The sequence below is a fragment of the Tateyamaria algicola genome (assembly GCF_047715485.1).
Classification (GTDB): Bacteria; Pseudomonadota; Alphaproteobacteria; order Rhodobacterales; family Rhodobacteraceae; genus Tateyamaria.
On sequence record NZ_CP180422.1, the window covers coordinates 3,576,265 to 3,589,646 of the forward strand.

The window sequence follows — 13,382 nt, forward strand, 5'->3', positions numbered from 1 at the left end:
TTTTGTTTGTTACCGAATAAACGATGACGTAGCTTAGGCTGTAGTGTACTTCAAGGAATGGTGAGGGTGACCGATGGGTGGGTTAGATATTCGTGTCTGGGAAGTTGGTGCTGGTTTGTGTATTCGCATTCGCACACCTAGCGGTCAAAACCACATGATCGATGCAGGTAAGTCAGATGACTTTTCTCCTGCAGAACACATTCACAAACTACATTGGCATCAAGGAGATGTCCTCGACTACTTAATCATAAGCCACCAAGATGCTGATCATGTCCGCGATCTTGAGAATGTCGAAAAATTGTTAGGGAAGCCTAGAACTTACCTACGAAACAAAACTGTCCCTGAAAACGAAAAGTACGGCATTTTGCAACGAGCCTATCAGAAGATTCTTAAGAAATTTGATCAGACTTATACGGTTTCAACAAAATGGGAAGACAGCCCATGCAATCCCGATGTCAATGGCGGGGTTCGGATCAAGCATGCCTTTCTTGATTGGTCAGAAGCGGAAACTATCAACAATTCTTCAATTGTAGTTGCATATGAGTATCAGGATGTACTTGTGATATTTCCGGGCGATATTGAGGATTTCGGTTGGAAAAAGCTGATTGCCAAGAACCCAAATCTGTTTAGAGAGCTAATTGGCGATTCCAGTATTACAATACTTGTAGCGCCGCATCACGGACGAAAGAGTGGTTACTCGCAATCGATGGTCGATTACTTTCAACCGGATCTAGTTGTCATCAGTGATGGATACGGAGCGGGCGAAACCGACTCTAGGTTTAGAACTTGCGCGACTGGTTTGTCATTTTCTGGCGAGGTCAAAAAATTTATTACAACGAAAACCAAAGGTAGGAAAAGAATTTCGATTTCTTCTGACGGTGCGCTCCATATTCATGAGATGGATTAAGTTCTCGACTCATTGCTTACCTATTGCTGGAAAATCAGCTCCGGGTTGTGCTGCCGAAGCACAGCAAGTGTCACCTGCTCCCCTCGCTTAGATAATTTTTCGATCCAGTCTTCAGTCATTGGTCCAAAGTTCGTCGGGTAATCGGCGACGTCTTCGCGCCGTATCAGATCAGTTGGTGCGTTGGCCAAACGGTCATCGGCTTGTCCAATATACGGAAGAACGATCGCTTGTAGCTTGCCCGCTTTTTTTAGATCGAAGAGCCGCTTCAGTGCTGCGTTTTGGGAGCGATCGAAGCTTGTGTAAAAGCTAGCGGCCATCCTCGTCGCAAGTGAATTTGTTGGGCGCCCGAATCTCAAGCCATAGCCCGCGCGACATGCAATAACAATATTCGGTTTGGGTATATCGACGCCAATGCTGGGGTTGCGGTCGGGCCAAAGTGGCGAAAGCCCAAGATTATCATACACGCCTCCATCAGTTAGTGTAACCCTGTCACGCCTTGCTGAACCGTCGTTACGATTGAACTCAAACACTTCGTCTAGTGCAGGCAGGAACAATGGGTAAGCTGCAGACGCCGCCACTGCACGTGCAATCTTAATCCGATCGGGATTAACCTTTCCGAATCTCCAGCAACCACTTTCACCTGGCGTAAAGTAAAATGCAGTGCCTGTTCGCAATTCCGTGGCAACAGCGACGAATTTGGGAACGACACCATCGAGATCCTTCATTGCTTTTCGGTTGAATAGGTTTTGGTCAAAGGTTCGTTCCAAAACTGTAGTACGACTCGCGAAACGCCGGGGAGATATAGATTCAGCCGGTCTAATTGAAACGTTCCCAAGAAATTGTGCCCCCAACCTGATAGTCCAGACTATTGGCAACAAACAAAGGTACAACAATCGATAACTTATCAGGATTAAAGTAGACAGAATTGCCTTCAATCCTTCTGAAGTAGTAAACGCTGTAGCAATTGTTTGGCGGGTAAAGCCTTGACTCAGTTGCGCCCTCACATTGGCTTCGAAGCTCGCAAACGATCCTTGATGCGTGACATACATGGCCCCAAGGACACTGCCACCCGAAACACAAGATAGTGTTTCACACCGTTGCAGTATGCCTACTTGATGAAGCGCTCTTAAGCACCCGAGGTGAAAGGCCATAGCGCGCGATCCACCACCTGAAAGTGCGATTGCGATCCGGTTGCCATTATTTTGTTGCTGCACTTTACCCCACAAAACTTGCTGCATCTCGCAATTGGGTATTATCTAGCAAATGTCCTCTTTATTGGATACCGATCTCTTTATTCGCAACCGCAGCGAATGTCTCCATGCCGCACCCAAAGACATACAACCGTATGTTATATTTCATTTTTCTTGCACCAAAGGCTACTTTTGTTCTCTATACGTTCTCATTCGTTCAACGTTTTTGAGTAAGGAGAGTAGTTATGAGTAACGAACAGAGACCAAGCAGCAGACCCGCCACCAATAAGCCGTTCATGTTGGGCTATACCGTTTCCCCGATTGGCGATGGGCAAAAATCCGTCTGGAGCAAAATCGCGGCAGCCTGGGCGCATAAGGATGGAGAAGGCTACGAGGTGCGTATGGACGCATTGCCTGTCGATGGGCGGCTTGTTTTGCGCACAGCCAAAGACGATCAGCAGCCGGACAATGAAGTTGTCGCGCGCTCCATGGATGGTCCGGACTAGAGTTTTGCGTCACTGCGTATGTGGGGAAGAGGCGCGCCGTGAGGTGCGCCTCTTTTTTTGTTACTTGACGATCAACAAGTCTTCGATCGCTATGCCATTCGCCAGCGCGTCTTTCACCCAGTTTGGCTGGCGACCTTTGCCTGTCCAAGTCTGGGCAGGGTTTTCAGGGTGGCAGTATTTGGGGGCTGACTTGGTGCCTTTTGGCTTTGCGCCGCCTGTCAACTCGCTCAAGCTGAATCCCATTTCCACTGCTTTGGCTTCAACAGCTGCCAACGCTTCCTTGCGCTTGCGTGCCTCAAAGCTCTGAATCGCCTTTGCCGCTTTCTTTTGGATGTCCTTCAGCTCGCTCAGCGAAAGCGCGTCCCATTTGATATCTGTCATACTTTGTCCTTTGTCTTGATTGGTCCGCGCTAGTGCAATTGCGGGGATGTCTCAAGGCGATGATAGCATAGAGGGTATTGCTTCCCGCTGTACGGGCGGAAGTTGGCTGATTTGGGTGCCGTATTGGTTTTCGTTGGCGTCGCCCATATGGGCCGGGTGCGCGTGAACGGAACCTGCGCTTTGCTTGTTTCCACCCTTTCGGGCTTTGCCCCCTGACGCATTTATTGCCAGCCTTTGGCTGTCTCATTTCTTTTCTAAAGGGCCTGCGGCCCATCGACTGTCAAGACCAAGCCTTCGGTGCCCGTCAGGGACCGTGGCTCAGGCGTGCCGCCTTGCGCCCGCACCATCCCTGGCGGCCAGCCCTGACAGTTCTCCCCCGCTCATTGCCGCGTGGCTAGTCGGGTTGCATGCGCAACCCGTTTTTCAATTTGGAAAGGACAAGAACATGACCATTCAATTGCACGCACAGCCCTACGATTTGTCGGCAACAGGGTTCTATTTTGACAGTTTTGAAGACTATGCCGAGAAAGCCGCAAAGCTGCGGAACGATTACGGCAACCCTGTCGAAGAGTTCGAGATACAGTTTATTGATGGTGAGGACATTGATTGCGATCTGGCCAAAGCCATCGGGATCAGTCAGGCCAATCTCAAGCAGTTCCTTGAGGCGGTTCAGGATTGGGACGAAGACGACAAAACCCGCGTGATCCTTGCCGTGGGCGAGTGTGGTTATCAGCTCAGCGAAGATACCCAGCCGAGCGAGTTTGACGTCGATATCTATCCCGTCGAAACCATGCGCGAACTGGCGGAACAGTTTGTCGAAGATGGTCTCTTTGGCGACATCCCCGAGCGGCTGCAATTCTACATCGACTATGACGCCATCGCGCGTGATTTGGCTGTCGATTACGCCACCGCCGAAGTCGCAGGACAACACCTGATCTATCGCTGCCATTGAAGGGACTGCAGCCCCAAGCCGTCACATGCGGACGGTTTGAGGGTGCAATTCCGTGCCGATAACTAACAGGAGATCATCCAATGACACTGCAACATATCAATATCGAAGACCTTTCCGTATCCACCCTCAACGTGCGCAAATACGCCGTAAAAGAATGCGCTGATCTGGTCACCAGTATCCGCGTCTTGGGTGTGTTACAGCCCTTGCTCGTGCGTCCCAAAGAGGACGGCTTTGAAGTCATCGCAGGACAACGCCGCTTGAACGCGTGCCGCATCATTGCCGAAGAGGGCGACATCGATCCGCTGCCCTGCCTGATCATGGCAGAAGGGGACGATGCAACTGCCATCGAGGCCTCACTCGCCGAGAACATCGAACGCCTGCCCATGGACGAGGTGGATCAATACAAGGCCTTTGCCAAGCTGATCAAAGAGGGGCGGGAGCCTGCCGACATTGCCAGCACCTTTGGCATCACCGAACGGATGGTCAGCCAACGCCTGGCCTTGGGGCGGCTGTACGCGCCCATCCTGACCGCCTATCGCAAGAACGACATTCACGCCCGCGACATCCGCATTTTGACCATGGCGACGACGAAACAGCAGAAGGCGTGGTGGGCGCTTTTAAAGGACGATACGGCCTATGTCCCAACAGGGCAGCGGCTCAAAGACTGGCTGTTCGGCGGAGCGCATATCCCCGTTGCCAACGCGCTCTTTGACGTGGACGCGGCGGGTCTTGCCATCGTGTCCGATCTGTTCGGCGAAGAGGCCTATTTTGCGGATGCCGAGGCGTTCTGGATCAAACAGGACGAAGCCATCCAGATGATTGCCACAGGGCGTGAAGTGCTGGGCTGGGCGGACACCGTCATCATGGAACGCGGCGCGTATTTTGCCACGTGGGATCACCGCACATGCAGCAAGGCGGATGGCGGACGGGTGTTCATCACCGTGAGCCATCAAGGTGAAGTGACCGAACATGAGGGCTATATCACCAATGCCGAGGCCAAGCGGCGGGAGAAGGCGGCAAGCGCCGAGGCGGGGGACACACCGCCCAAGCCCGAACTGACCAAAGCCGCACAGAACTACGTCGATCTGCACCGCCATGCCGCCGTGCGCAGCGATGTTCTGGATCACAGCGGTATCGCGCTGCGTCTCATTGCGGCACATATGATTGCAGGATCGTCCCTCTGGCAGGTGCAGGCCGACCCGCAAAAGGCGGCAAAGCCGGAGATTGCAGAGAGCCTTGAGCGCAATGCAGGTCATCGCCGGATGGAAGCAGAACGCGCCAACATCACAGCTTTGCTTAGTACGGACGACGACACGGCACTCATGGACACCGCAAATGCGTGGTCACCACGCCCGTGCATCACAAAGGTTTTTGCCACACTGCAAAGCCTGTCTGACGATGAGGTCACCCGCATCCTGACCTTCCTGATGGCAGACAGCTTGTCCGTCCACAGCCCGTTGATCGACGAACTTGGCGAGGTGATGGACAGCGACATGCGTCAGCATTGGTCACCCGAACCCCTGTTCTTCGATCTGGTACGCGACAAGCAGGTACTCAATGAGATGGTGCGGGAATACGCAGGCGAAAGTATCGCTGATCAGAACCTGACTGCAACCGCCAAGACCCAACGCGCCATTCTCAACGCCTGTCTTGACGGGACCCGCGCACCAGAGCGCGAAGATTGGATGCCATATTACATGGCGTTTCCGCAAGGGTCGTATCGGGAGGAAATCGTTGAGCCGGAAGAGGTCATAGAACTGCATGAAGAGGAACAGGTGAAAGCGGCTTAGTGCCAAGCCACTACACCGAACACCTCTGCGGTGTTCGGTGTAAATATATAAAAAGATTGGACAAAAGAAGAGATTTGTGACATGTTTAGGATTGCATTCCTAGAAGTCCGCCCAGAGCACTTCACAGCTATCGAATTTCTGCAAACGCTGCCTCGCGCTTTCGCGCGACCGCGTTTGCAGCGAAATTTAGTTCCCCTGGGTTCTGAGCCGTGCCGAATTGACCCGCAAACCGCCCATGAGAGGCCCGCGCTGCCGCGCGTTTGGGGATGTGTTTTCCTAACCAGTAACTTTGAAACGCGCGCCCCGTCTGGGGCGCGCGGGAAAGTGTGTCTTATGGCCTTTGATGCAACCAAACATCTGCACAAACTCGACCGTCTCGATCTCACTGACGAGAAAAAACTTGAACTTGTCCACACCCTTCGTGCTTGGGCGCAAGCCTTTGCTGACAGCGCCCATGGCGATCTGCCACCCGCTCATGTTCCAACACTGCGTCGGACGTTGGATTCCAAAACTCCTAGCGGGACGATACACTCAACCAACGCCCAATCAGAAAGGAGCACGCCATGACCAATACCGATCTTCAAGTCGCGGTCATCTATTGCCGTGTTTCGAGCCCGTCGCAAGTTGCGAGGGGTCACGGGTTGGAAGGGCAAGAGGCGCGATGCCGTGCCCACGCGGATGCACACAGCTACGTGGTGGAGGCCGTGTTCCCTGATGATGTTTCGGGTGGTGGTGACTTTATGAATCGCCCGGGCATGATGGCGCTGTTGGCATATCTCGATGCCCAGCCGGACAAGGATTACGTCATCATCTTTGATGATTTGAAACGCTTCGCTCGTGATGTCGATTTCCATCGCGCCCTCAGACGGGAGCTTGATGCACGAGGTGCACGCCCAGAATGCCTCAACTTCAAGTTCGATGACTCGCCCGAAGGGGAATTTGTCGAAACTGTAGTCGCCGCAACGGGAGAGCTTGAGCGCAAGCAAAATCGCCGTCAGGTCATTCAAAAGATGAAAGCACGCGCCAAGGCGGGCTATTGGCTCTTTGGCAAGCCTTTTGGTTACCGCTATGAAAACGTGTCCGGCCACGGGAAGATGCTGGTTCGTGACGAGCCTGCGGCTACCGTCATCGGATCTGCACTTGAGCGTTACGCAAGCGGACAATTGTCGACCTATACCGAATTGCAGCGCTACCTGAATGCCAGCCCTGCGATCAAGGGCAAAGGGCGCGATGGTGGCATCAAGATGGACACGGCCAAGGCGTTGCTGACGCGTCCCGTTTATGCGGGATATGTCGATGTCCCGAGTTGGGGGCTACACATGGTGAAAGGCGTGCACGAGCCGCTCATATCTCTTGCTACATATCAGGCTATCCAAAACCGACAAAACGCGCTTCCTGTCGCACCTGTGCGAAAGGACACACAGGCTGATTTCCCTTTGCGTGGGTTTATCGCCTGCGCCGAATGCGGGCATCCGATGACAGCGGCACACTCAAAGGGGCGCTCACGTTACTACCCATATTATTTTTGCCGGCAACCTGGCTGCACTCAGCGTCGAAAAAACATCCGAGGCGAAACGCTTCATCAAGCTTTTGAAGACTTTCTAGCGACACTGCATCCACAAGATCAACTTCTTGGGTTGATGACAGACCTCCTGCGGGAGGCATGGCAAGAACGGGCAGAGCGCGCCAAAGAGGAAGCGAAATCTGCGCAATCGAAACTGGTACAATTGAAGGCTGAGACTGAGAGAACGATCACCAAAGCCATTTCGACAAACAATGCGTTGATGCAGGAACGCTATGAGTCGCGCGTCGCTGAGCTAGAAAACAAGCGCGTGTTGCTGGAAGAGCAAGCTGCCACAAGGGCCGCTCCTACGATTGACCTTGATGGAACAATACGAACCGCGCTGGAGTTTCTATCTAACCCATTGAAATTGTGGAGATCAGAGAGGTCGGAAGACCGGAATTTGACCCTTCGGCTCGTATTTGCAAGCCCTCTCGCGTACTGCCGTAAAAAGGGCATGCGAACCGCAAATTTGACCTTACCCTTCAAAGCCTTAGAGAATTTTTTTGATAAAAATACCAGAATGGTGGGCGACCCTGGAATCGAACCAGGCGTGCGTCTCCGCGAGGGAGTTACAGTCCCCTGCCACACCTTGCGGCCTGTCGCCCACTGCGCCATTAGAGCCCTAAGCCCCTCTGGCGTGAGCGCGTGATTACGCGTCCGCAATTGAAGGGTCAAGGCAGAAAATCAGACCGCGGTGCAGATGCACATCGCAAAGGGGACACAATGAAAAAACCCAAATGGGTCGTCCAGAAGGAACAGGCGAAAAAGGCGGACGCAAACGCGACGGTCTGGCTGTTTGGCCTGCATGCGGTGCGTGACGCGCTGGTGAACCCGGCGCGCGAAAAACTGCGCCTGATCGTGACGCTGAATGCGCAGACGAAACTGGCCGATGCCATTGCCACGGCTGGAATCACAGCGGAAGTGGTGGATGCGCGCAAATTCAACGCCCCCCTCGATCCCGGATCGGTCCACCAAGGTGCAGCGCTTGAGGTCAAACCGCTGGATTGGGGCAGTCTGGCGGATGTCGCCATCGGCGCCGAACACCCCCGCTTGATCCTGCTGGATCGTGTCACCGACCCGCACAATGTGGGGGCGATCCTGCGCTCTGCCGAGGTGCTGGGCGCCTCGGCCGTCATCGGCATGCGCCACCACGCGGCCCCCGAAACGGGGGCGCTGGCCAAGACCGCCTCGGGCGCGCTGGAACGTCAGCCTTATGTGCGCGTGCGCAATCTGGCCGATGCCATCATCGAATTGCAGGGTATGGGCTATCTCGTGCTGGGGCTGGACGGCGAGGCCGAACACACGATCGAGACCGCGCTGGCCGGGCAAAAGGATCGCCCCGTCGCGCTGGTGCTGGGGGCCGAGGGGCCGGGTCTGCGTCAGAAAACCCGCGAAACCTGCGATATGCTGGTCAAAATCGACGCAAGCGGTACATTCGGCTCGCTCAACGTCTCAAATGCCGCCGCAATCGCCTTATATGCGTCCAAGGATCACACATAAGGAGGCGATCATCGCTTACCCCACGAAAATCGCCACCTGCTGTTTTTGCGGCACCCGCGCAGCCCTTGTGCTGAAAGGGCGCGACCGCCATGAACTGGCCTGTTCCAGCTGTGGCGCACCGCTGCACGATCTCAAGATGCTGCCCAAGAGGCCCAAGGGCGAGCGGGAACTGGTCCGCCCCTCGGCGCACCGCGCGCGCAACATGGCCAAACCGGTCAAGAAAAAACAAAAACGCAAAAAATCTCGGTGGGGTGATCTGTTCGAGGACGCGTTTGATATCATTGAGGATATCTTTGACTGACCTCGGCCATCGGCGGGTGGGCGCTGAAAATCGCGCAGCGCGGTTTAATAATTCGTTCACAGATTTGCGAGACGGTCTTTATCAGCGCTCAGATGATCTTATCTGAAGTTGTGAACCGCAGGTTTGGAACTCCTGCAGGTTAATTCACTGTCCCTCGTTCCGTACCTTGCACGCCCCTTTCGCTTTGCGATCGGGGCGTTTTTTTGTCAGCATGGCGCAAAACGGGGGCAGGGATGGACGAAACCTACAGCGATGCGCATCTGCGCGATGTGCTCAAGCAGGCAAAATCGGTTGCCGTGGTGGGGGTGTCGGCCAACCCTGTGCGGCCCAGCTACTTCGTGGCCCGTTATCTTGCGCTCAAGGGGTTCACGGTGATCCCGGTCAACCCGGTCTATGCCGGGGAAACGCTGTTCGGGGCCACAACGCTGGCCAGCTTGTCTGACATCACCACACCCGTTGACATGGTCGATATCTTCCGCCGGTCCGAAGCTGTGCCCGAGATCGTGGACGAGGCGATCGATGCGCTCCCGGCCCTCAAAACCATCTGGATGCAGATCGGGGTGCAACACGATGGTGCCGCGGCTAAGGCGCGGGCCAAAGGCATCACCGTCATCCAGAACCGGTGCCCCAAGATCGAATATCAGCGTCTGTTTGGCGAACTCAGGATGGGCGGGTTCAACACGGGCATCATCTCGTCCAAGCTCTAGTCGACCCGCTGCCAGACCTGGCTTTGACAGACCGGGCCAAGGCAGCCACTGACCGTCATAAGGTCGCCGCTGACCTCCATCTGGGCTGCATATTCACGATTGTGCGCGGGCACATAAGCGCGCCCGCGAAAGGCGTCTCCGTCAGGGGCCATGTTCCAAAAGACCCTTTGGCCCACGGTTGGTGCCGCCACGGGTGTTCCGCTTTGGTCAAAGACACGTGCAATCGTGCCGCAGAAATAAGACCCGCAGGGTTCTGAAACGACATGGGCGACCTGTCCCTTACGGTCCGCAGGCGTCAGCCAGACGCCAACGGGGCTTGCGCCACGCACCTCTGTCGCGGCCAGGGTCAGCGCACTAACGGCTAACGCTGCAAGGCCTGCGCGGGGTAAGGAACCATCCGAAGTCAAAGCGTTGATTGAGACAGACATGATCTACATCACTCCCATCTTGTGTATCGCCGCAGTGTTGCGCGCCCCTTTCGAAGGCGTCATCGGCGCATCCCTTATAGATGTGTCGCCGCAGACAGTTCGGCAAGGGGGCACAAAAAAACCCGCGCCCAAAGGCACGGGTCATAGGCCAAATGGCGCTTGGTCGATCAGTTGATGCGTGTCCAGGTCTGGCCACGGCAGATCGGACCAACGCAGCCCGACACTTTCAACGCATTGCCGTTCAGCGACATCTTGGAGCGATAGGTCTTGTCTGTGTCCGGGGCCCAGATCTTGCCGCCGGAATAGCTGCCGTTGCCCTTGGCCTGCATGTCCCAAATGATGGCCTTGCCCTGGGACGAGGTGTCGTCGCTGTTCACGACCTTGACGATGGTGCCGCAGATATTGGCGCCGCAAGGGGCGATCTTGACATGCAGGTATGCGCCGCTGTCCCCGGTTTCGGTCTTCCAGGTGCCCGTGGCGGGTTCGGCCAGGGCCATACCGGCGCTGGCGACGGCCACACACGCGGCTGCAATCAGGTGTTTCATGGGTGTCTCCTCCGTTATGGCGGTGACCTTGGGGCAGAGGGCGGGCCCAGATCAAGAATGACCTAGGGTCGCGTTGCAAATCGTGACGTAAGGTGCCAAAGGGCACGCGAGCATTCGGAAAGGCCCAGAAACCATGATCCTATACCCGGCAATCGACCTCAAGGATGGGCAGGCCGTGCGCCTTGTGCATGGGGACATGGACCGCGCCACGGTGTTCAATGACGACCCCGCCGCGCAGGCCCGCGCCTTTGTCGAGGCTGGGTGCGAATGGCTCCACCTCGTGGATCTGAACGGGGCATTCGCGGGGGCGCCGGTGAACGCGGCCCCGGTCGAGGCGATCCTCAAGGCCTGCCCTGTGCCTGCCCAACTGGGCGGCGGCATCCGGGACATGGGCACAATCGAGATGTGGTTGGACAAGGGGTTGCAGCGCGTGATCCTCGGCACCGTTGCGGTCGAAAACCCCGATCTGGTGCGTGAGGCTGCGCGTGCCTTTCCCGGCCACGTCGCCGTGGGCATCGACGCACGGGGCGGCAAGGTCGCAACCAAGGGCTGGGCGACAGAGACGGATGTGGACGCCACCGACCTTGCCAAATCCTTCGAAGATGCGGGGGTGGCCGCGATCATCTACACTGATATCAACCGCGACGGCGCCATGGGTGGGCCAAACATCGAGGCGACCCAAGCTCTTGCAAACGCGGTGCAAATCCCGGTCATCGCGTCGGGCGGCGTTTCCTCACTGGGTGATCTTACTGCGCTCAAGGCCACAGGCGTGATCGCGGGCGCCATATCGGGCCGGGCGCTTTATGACGGGGCCATCGACCTCGGCGCGGCGCTCAGCGCACTAAAAGGGTAGGGCGCATACCTCTCGGCACACGCCCCGCCGTTTCACTGTGCCACGGCATCCGTGAACTTACCCAATGCACCCGTCATGGTCTGGATATAAGCGGCATCCTCTGACACCCCGCCCAGGCGGCCCAGCATCTTCGCAGGCTCCTCATAGGCGATCATCACCTTGCCCGTGCCATCCTCGTAAACCAGCACCTTCATCGGCAAAAACAAACCCGACACCGGATCGTCCTGAATGGCGGGTGTGCCCACCTTGGGATTGCCAAAGACCAGCAGTTGCGACGCGCCCACATCCGCACCGATGCTTTGCGCACCCGCCCCGTGGTCCACGCGGGCAAAGATGGTCAGGCCCGCGCCCTCCATCGCTGCCGCCAGGGCATCCACTGTCTCGCCCACACCGGCAGCGGCCTCTTTACGTACAATCCCGTTGTCACCTGCCATCACTGCTCCCGCCATGAACACGCTCATCACCAGAGCCATCAAAATCCGCATCACGCGTCTCCTTCATTTCAATAACGCCAACCTGTCACAGGCAGCGCCAGACGCCATGCACCTTTGCGTGATGGGGGTGCGATGGGCGCAGCTCCGCTTCTTCTGACGAAAAATACCACGGGGTGAGGCCGCAGGCCGAGGGGCAGAGCCCCTTTCCCCGGCCGCCAATCCACGCTACCAGACGCCCATGTTGAAAACCCGCATCATTCCCTGCCTTGATGTCGCCGATGGCCGCGTGGTCAAGGGCGTGAATTTTGTCGATCTCGTAGATGCGGGCGACCCGGTCGCGGCGGCGCAAGCCTATGATGCGGCGGGCGCGGATGAGCTGTGCTTTCTCGACATCCACGCCACCCACGAAAACCGGGGCACCATGTTCGATCTGGTGCAACGCACGGCCGAACAGTGCTTTATCCCCCTCACAGTCGGGGGCGGCGTCCGGACGGTAGCGGATGTGCGGGCGCTGCTGCTGGCGGGCGCGGACAAGGTGTCGTTCAACTCGGCCGCCGTGGCCGACCCGGATGTGCTTAGCCGCGCCGCCGACCAGTTCGGCAGCCAGTGCATCGTCTGCGCGATCGACGCCAAGACGGTCGAACCGGGTCGATGGGAAATCTTCACCCATGGTGGCCGCAAGCCCACCGGCATCGACGCTGTGGAATTCGCGCGCACCGCTGCGGAAAAAGGGGCGGGAGAGATCCTGTTGACGTCCATGGACCGCGATGGGACACGCGCAGGCTTCAACCTGCCGCTGACGCGCGCCATTTCGGATGCTGTACCCATTCCCGTGATCGCAAGCGGCGGTGTGGGCACGCTCGACCACCTGGTCGACGGGGTGACGCAAGGCGGCGCGTCCGCCGTGCTGGCCGCCTCGATCTTTCACTTTGGCGACTACACGATTGCCGAGGCCAAGGCGCACATGGCCGCCGCAGGCATCCCGATGAGGCTGACATGACGCTGGATGATCTCTTTACCACGATTGAGGCCCGCAAGGGCGCAGACCCTGACAGTTCGTGGACGGCGAAGCTGCTGGCCAAGGGGCCGGAGAAGTGCGCGGAAAAGTTCGGGGAAGAGGCTGTCGAGGCGATCATCGAAGCGGTGAAGAACGACAAAGCGGCGCTGACCTCCGAGGCCGCGGATGTGCTGTATCACCTGCTGGTCATGCTCGCGTCGCGCGATGTCGCTCTTGGGGATGTGATGGCAGAACTCGCGCGCCGTCAGGGCACCTCCGGCATCGCCGAAAAGGCGGCACGGCGGTAGGGCGGAGGACACCTCCGCC

The 13,382-nt window shown here is 56.9% G+C and carries 15 protein-coding genes, 1 tRNA gene and 1 pseudogene; 11 read left to right on the top strand and 6 right to left on the bottom strand.

From position 1 onward, the window contains the following. Window positions 1-73 precede the first annotated feature (73 nt). A complete protein-coding gene (locus tag ACMHLQ_RS20090; protein WP_415402450.1) occupies window positions 74-907 on the top strand; it encodes a ComEC/Rec2 family competence protein in 834 nt (277 codons plus the stop codon). A gap of 20 nt (window positions 908-927) precedes the next feature. Here the strand turns inward: ACMHLQ_RS20090 and ACMHLQ_RS20095 are convergent, their stop codons facing one another. Next, window positions 928-2,145 carry a patatin-like phospholipase family protein gene (locus tag ACMHLQ_RS20095; RefSeq protein WP_415402451.1) on the bottom strand — a complete coding sequence of 406 codons (1,218 nt, stop codon included), beginning with the start codon at window positions 2,143-2,145 and terminating at the stop codon, window positions 928-930. A gap of 197 nt (window positions 2,146-2,342) precedes the next feature. Between ACMHLQ_RS20095 and ACMHLQ_RS20100 the strand changes: the two genes are divergently transcribed. Continuing rightward, a complete protein-coding gene (locus ACMHLQ_RS20100) occupies window positions 2,343-2,603 on the top strand; it encodes a hypothetical protein (protein ID WP_415402452.1) in 261 nt (86 codons plus the stop codon). 60 nt (window positions 2,604-2,663) lie between these two features. Here ACMHLQ_RS20100 and ACMHLQ_RS20105 read toward each other — a convergent pair whose 3' ends face one another. Next, window positions 2,664-2,984, bottom strand: a complete 321-nt coding sequence (locus ACMHLQ_RS20105) for an H-NS family nucleoid-associated regulatory protein (protein WP_415402453.1) — start codon at window positions 2,982-2,984, stop codon at window positions 2,664-2,666. 445 nt (window positions 2,985-3,429) lie between these two features. Here ACMHLQ_RS20105 and ACMHLQ_RS20110 point away from each other — a divergent pair, with 445 nt between their 5' ends. The 3 genes and pseudogenes from ACMHLQ_RS20110 to ACMHLQ_RS20120 all read left to right on the top strand — a co-directional run. Then, window positions 3,430-3,936 (top strand): antirestriction protein ArdA, encoded by a 507-nt coding sequence (locus tag ACMHLQ_RS20110; RefSeq protein ID WP_415402454.1) that lies wholly within the window; start codon window positions 3,430-3,432, stop codon window positions 3,934-3,936. A gap of 80 nt (window positions 3,937-4,016) precedes the next feature. Beyond that, window positions 4,017-5,726: a ParB/RepB/Spo0J family partition protein gene (locus ACMHLQ_RS20115; protein ID WP_415402455.1), complete on the top strand. Its 1,710-nt coding sequence runs from the start codon at window positions 4,017-4,019 to the stop codon at window positions 5,724-5,726. A gap of 563 nt (window positions 5,727-6,289) precedes the next feature. Next, window positions 6,290-7,270 (top strand): annotated as a pseudogene (locus ACMHLQ_RS20120) (recombinase family protein); the annotation flags it as partial. Between the two features lie 541 nt (window positions 7,271-7,811). Here the strand turns inward: ACMHLQ_RS20120 and ACMHLQ_RS20125 are convergent. Further along, window positions 7,812-7,895, bottom strand: a tRNA-Tyr gene (locus ACMHLQ_RS20125). 118 nt (window positions 7,896-8,013) lie between these two features. Here ACMHLQ_RS20125 and rlmB point away from each other — a divergent pair. From rlmB to ACMHLQ_RS20140, 3 genes are all read left to right on the top strand, one after another. Beyond that, the gene (gene rlmB, locus ACMHLQ_RS20130) at window positions 8,014-8,790 is read left to right on the top strand and encodes a 23S rRNA (guanosine(2251)-2'-O)-methyltransferase RlmB (protein WP_415402456.1); all 777 of its coding nucleotides are present in this window, start codon (window positions 8,014-8,016) and stop codon (window positions 8,788-8,790) included. Next, window positions 8,768-9,091, top strand: coding sequence for a hypothetical protein (locus ACMHLQ_RS20135; protein ID WP_415402457.1), 324 nt, complete (start codon window positions 8,768-8,770; stop codon window positions 9,089-9,091). The genes rlmB and ACMHLQ_RS20135 overlap by 23 nt, the downstream gene beginning before the upstream one ends. Window positions 9,092-9,324: 233 nt before the next feature. Next, window positions 9,325-9,798: a CoA-binding protein gene (locus ACMHLQ_RS20140; protein WP_415402458.1), complete on the top strand. Its 474-nt coding sequence runs from the start codon at window positions 9,325-9,327 to the stop codon at window positions 9,796-9,798. On the opposite strand, the gene ACMHLQ_RS20145 is transcribed toward ACMHLQ_RS20140, so the two are convergent. Together ACMHLQ_RS20145 and ACMHLQ_RS20150 are read right to left on the bottom strand one after the other, a co-directional pair. Then, window positions 9,795-10,226 (bottom strand): DUF2147 domain-containing protein, encoded by a 432-nt coding sequence (locus tag ACMHLQ_RS20145; protein WP_415402459.1) that lies wholly within the window; start codon window positions 10,224-10,226, stop codon window positions 9,795-9,797. The genes ACMHLQ_RS20140 and ACMHLQ_RS20145 overlap by 4 nt on opposite strands. 167 nt (window positions 10,227-10,393) lie before the next feature. Next, window positions 10,394-10,771: a DUF2147 domain-containing protein gene (locus tag ACMHLQ_RS20150; protein WP_415402460.1), complete on the bottom strand. Its 378-nt coding sequence runs from the start codon at window positions 10,769-10,771 to the stop codon at window positions 10,394-10,396. Window positions 10,772-10,904: 133 nt separating this feature from the next. Here ACMHLQ_RS20150 and hisA point away from each other — a divergent pair, with 133 nt between their 5' ends. After that, window positions 10,905-11,624, top strand: coding sequence for a 1-(5-phosphoribosyl)-5-[(5-phosphoribosylamino)methylideneamino]imidazole-4-carboxamide isomerase (gene hisA, locus ACMHLQ_RS20155; protein WP_415402461.1), 720 nt, complete (start codon window positions 10,905-10,907; stop codon window positions 11,622-11,624). 32 nt (window positions 11,625-11,656) lie between these two features. Here the strand turns inward: hisA and ACMHLQ_RS20160 are convergent, their stop codons facing one another. Continuing rightward, a complete protein-coding gene (locus ACMHLQ_RS20160) occupies window positions 11,657-12,109 on the bottom strand; it encodes a DUF302 domain-containing protein (protein WP_415402462.1) in 453 nt (150 codons plus the stop codon). 187 nt (window positions 12,110-12,296) lie between these two features. Between ACMHLQ_RS20160 and hisF the strand changes: the two genes are divergently transcribed. Beyond that, the gene (gene hisF, locus ACMHLQ_RS20165; protein WP_415402463.1) at window positions 12,297-13,058 is read left to right on the top strand and encodes an imidazole glycerol phosphate synthase subunit HisF; all 762 of its coding nucleotides are present in this window, start codon (window positions 12,297-12,299) and stop codon (window positions 13,056-13,058) included. After that, window positions 13,055-13,363 carry a phosphoribosyl-ATP diphosphatase gene (locus ACMHLQ_RS20170; protein ID WP_415402464.1) on the top strand — a complete coding sequence of 103 codons (309 nt, stop codon included), beginning with the start codon at window positions 13,055-13,057 and terminating at the stop codon, window positions 13,361-13,363. Before hisF ends, ACMHLQ_RS20170 begins: the two co-directional genes overlap by 4 nt. The last annotated feature ends 19 nt before the right edge of the window (window positions 13,364-13,382 follow it).

Coding starts and splice junctions, on each gene's coding strand:
- ACMHLQ_RS20090 (WP_415402450.1), top strand. CDS start 74: ATGGGTGGGTTAGATATTCGTGTCTGGGAAGTTGGTGCTGGTTTGTGT.
- ACMHLQ_RS20095 (WP_415402451.1), bottom strand. CDS start 2,145: ATGCAGCAAGTTTTGTGGGGTAAAGTGCAGCAACAAAATAATGGCAAC.
- ACMHLQ_RS20100 (WP_415402452.1), top strand. CDS start 2,343: ATGAGTAACGAACAGAGACCAAGCAGCAGACCCGCCACCAATAAGCCG.
- ACMHLQ_RS20105 (WP_415402453.1), bottom strand. CDS start 2,984: ATGACAGATATCAAATGGGACGCGCTTTCGCTGAGCGAGCTGAAGGAC.
- ACMHLQ_RS20110 (WP_415402454.1), top strand. CDS start 3,430: ATGACCATTCAATTGCACGCACAGCCCTACGATTTGTCGGCAACAGGG.
- ACMHLQ_RS20115 (WP_415402455.1), top strand. CDS start 4,017: ATGACACTGCAACATATCAATATCGAAGACCTTTCCGTATCCACCCTC.
- rlmB (WP_415402456.1), top strand. CDS start 8,014: ATGAAAAAACCCAAATGGGTCGTCCAGAAGGAACAGGCGAAAAAGGCG.
- ACMHLQ_RS20135 (WP_415402457.1), top strand. CDS start 8,768: ATGCGTCCAAGGATCACACATAAGGAGGCGATCATCGCTTACCCCACG.
- ACMHLQ_RS20140 (WP_415402458.1), top strand. CDS start 9,325: ATGGACGAAACCTACAGCGATGCGCATCTGCGCGATGTGCTCAAGCAG.
- ACMHLQ_RS20145 (WP_415402459.1), bottom strand. CDS start 10,226: ATGTCTGTCTCAATCAACGCTTTGACTTCGGATGGTTCCTTACCCCGC.
- ACMHLQ_RS20150 (WP_415402460.1), bottom strand. CDS start 10,771: ATGAAACACCTGATTGCAGCCGCGTGTGTGGCCGTCGCCAGCGCCGGT.
- hisA (WP_415402461.1), top strand. CDS start 10,905: ATGATCCTATACCCGGCAATCGACCTCAAGGATGGGCAGGCCGTGCGC.
- ACMHLQ_RS20160 (WP_415402462.1), bottom strand. CDS start 12,109: ATGCGGATTTTGATGGCTCTGGTGATGAGCGTGTTCATGGCGGGAGCA.
- hisF (WP_415402463.1), top strand. CDS start 12,297: ATGTTGAAAACCCGCATCATTCCCTGCCTTGATGTCGCCGATGGCCGC.
- ACMHLQ_RS20170 (WP_415402464.1), top strand. CDS start 13,055: ATGACGCTGGATGATCTCTTTACCACGATTGAGGCCCGCAAGGGCGCA.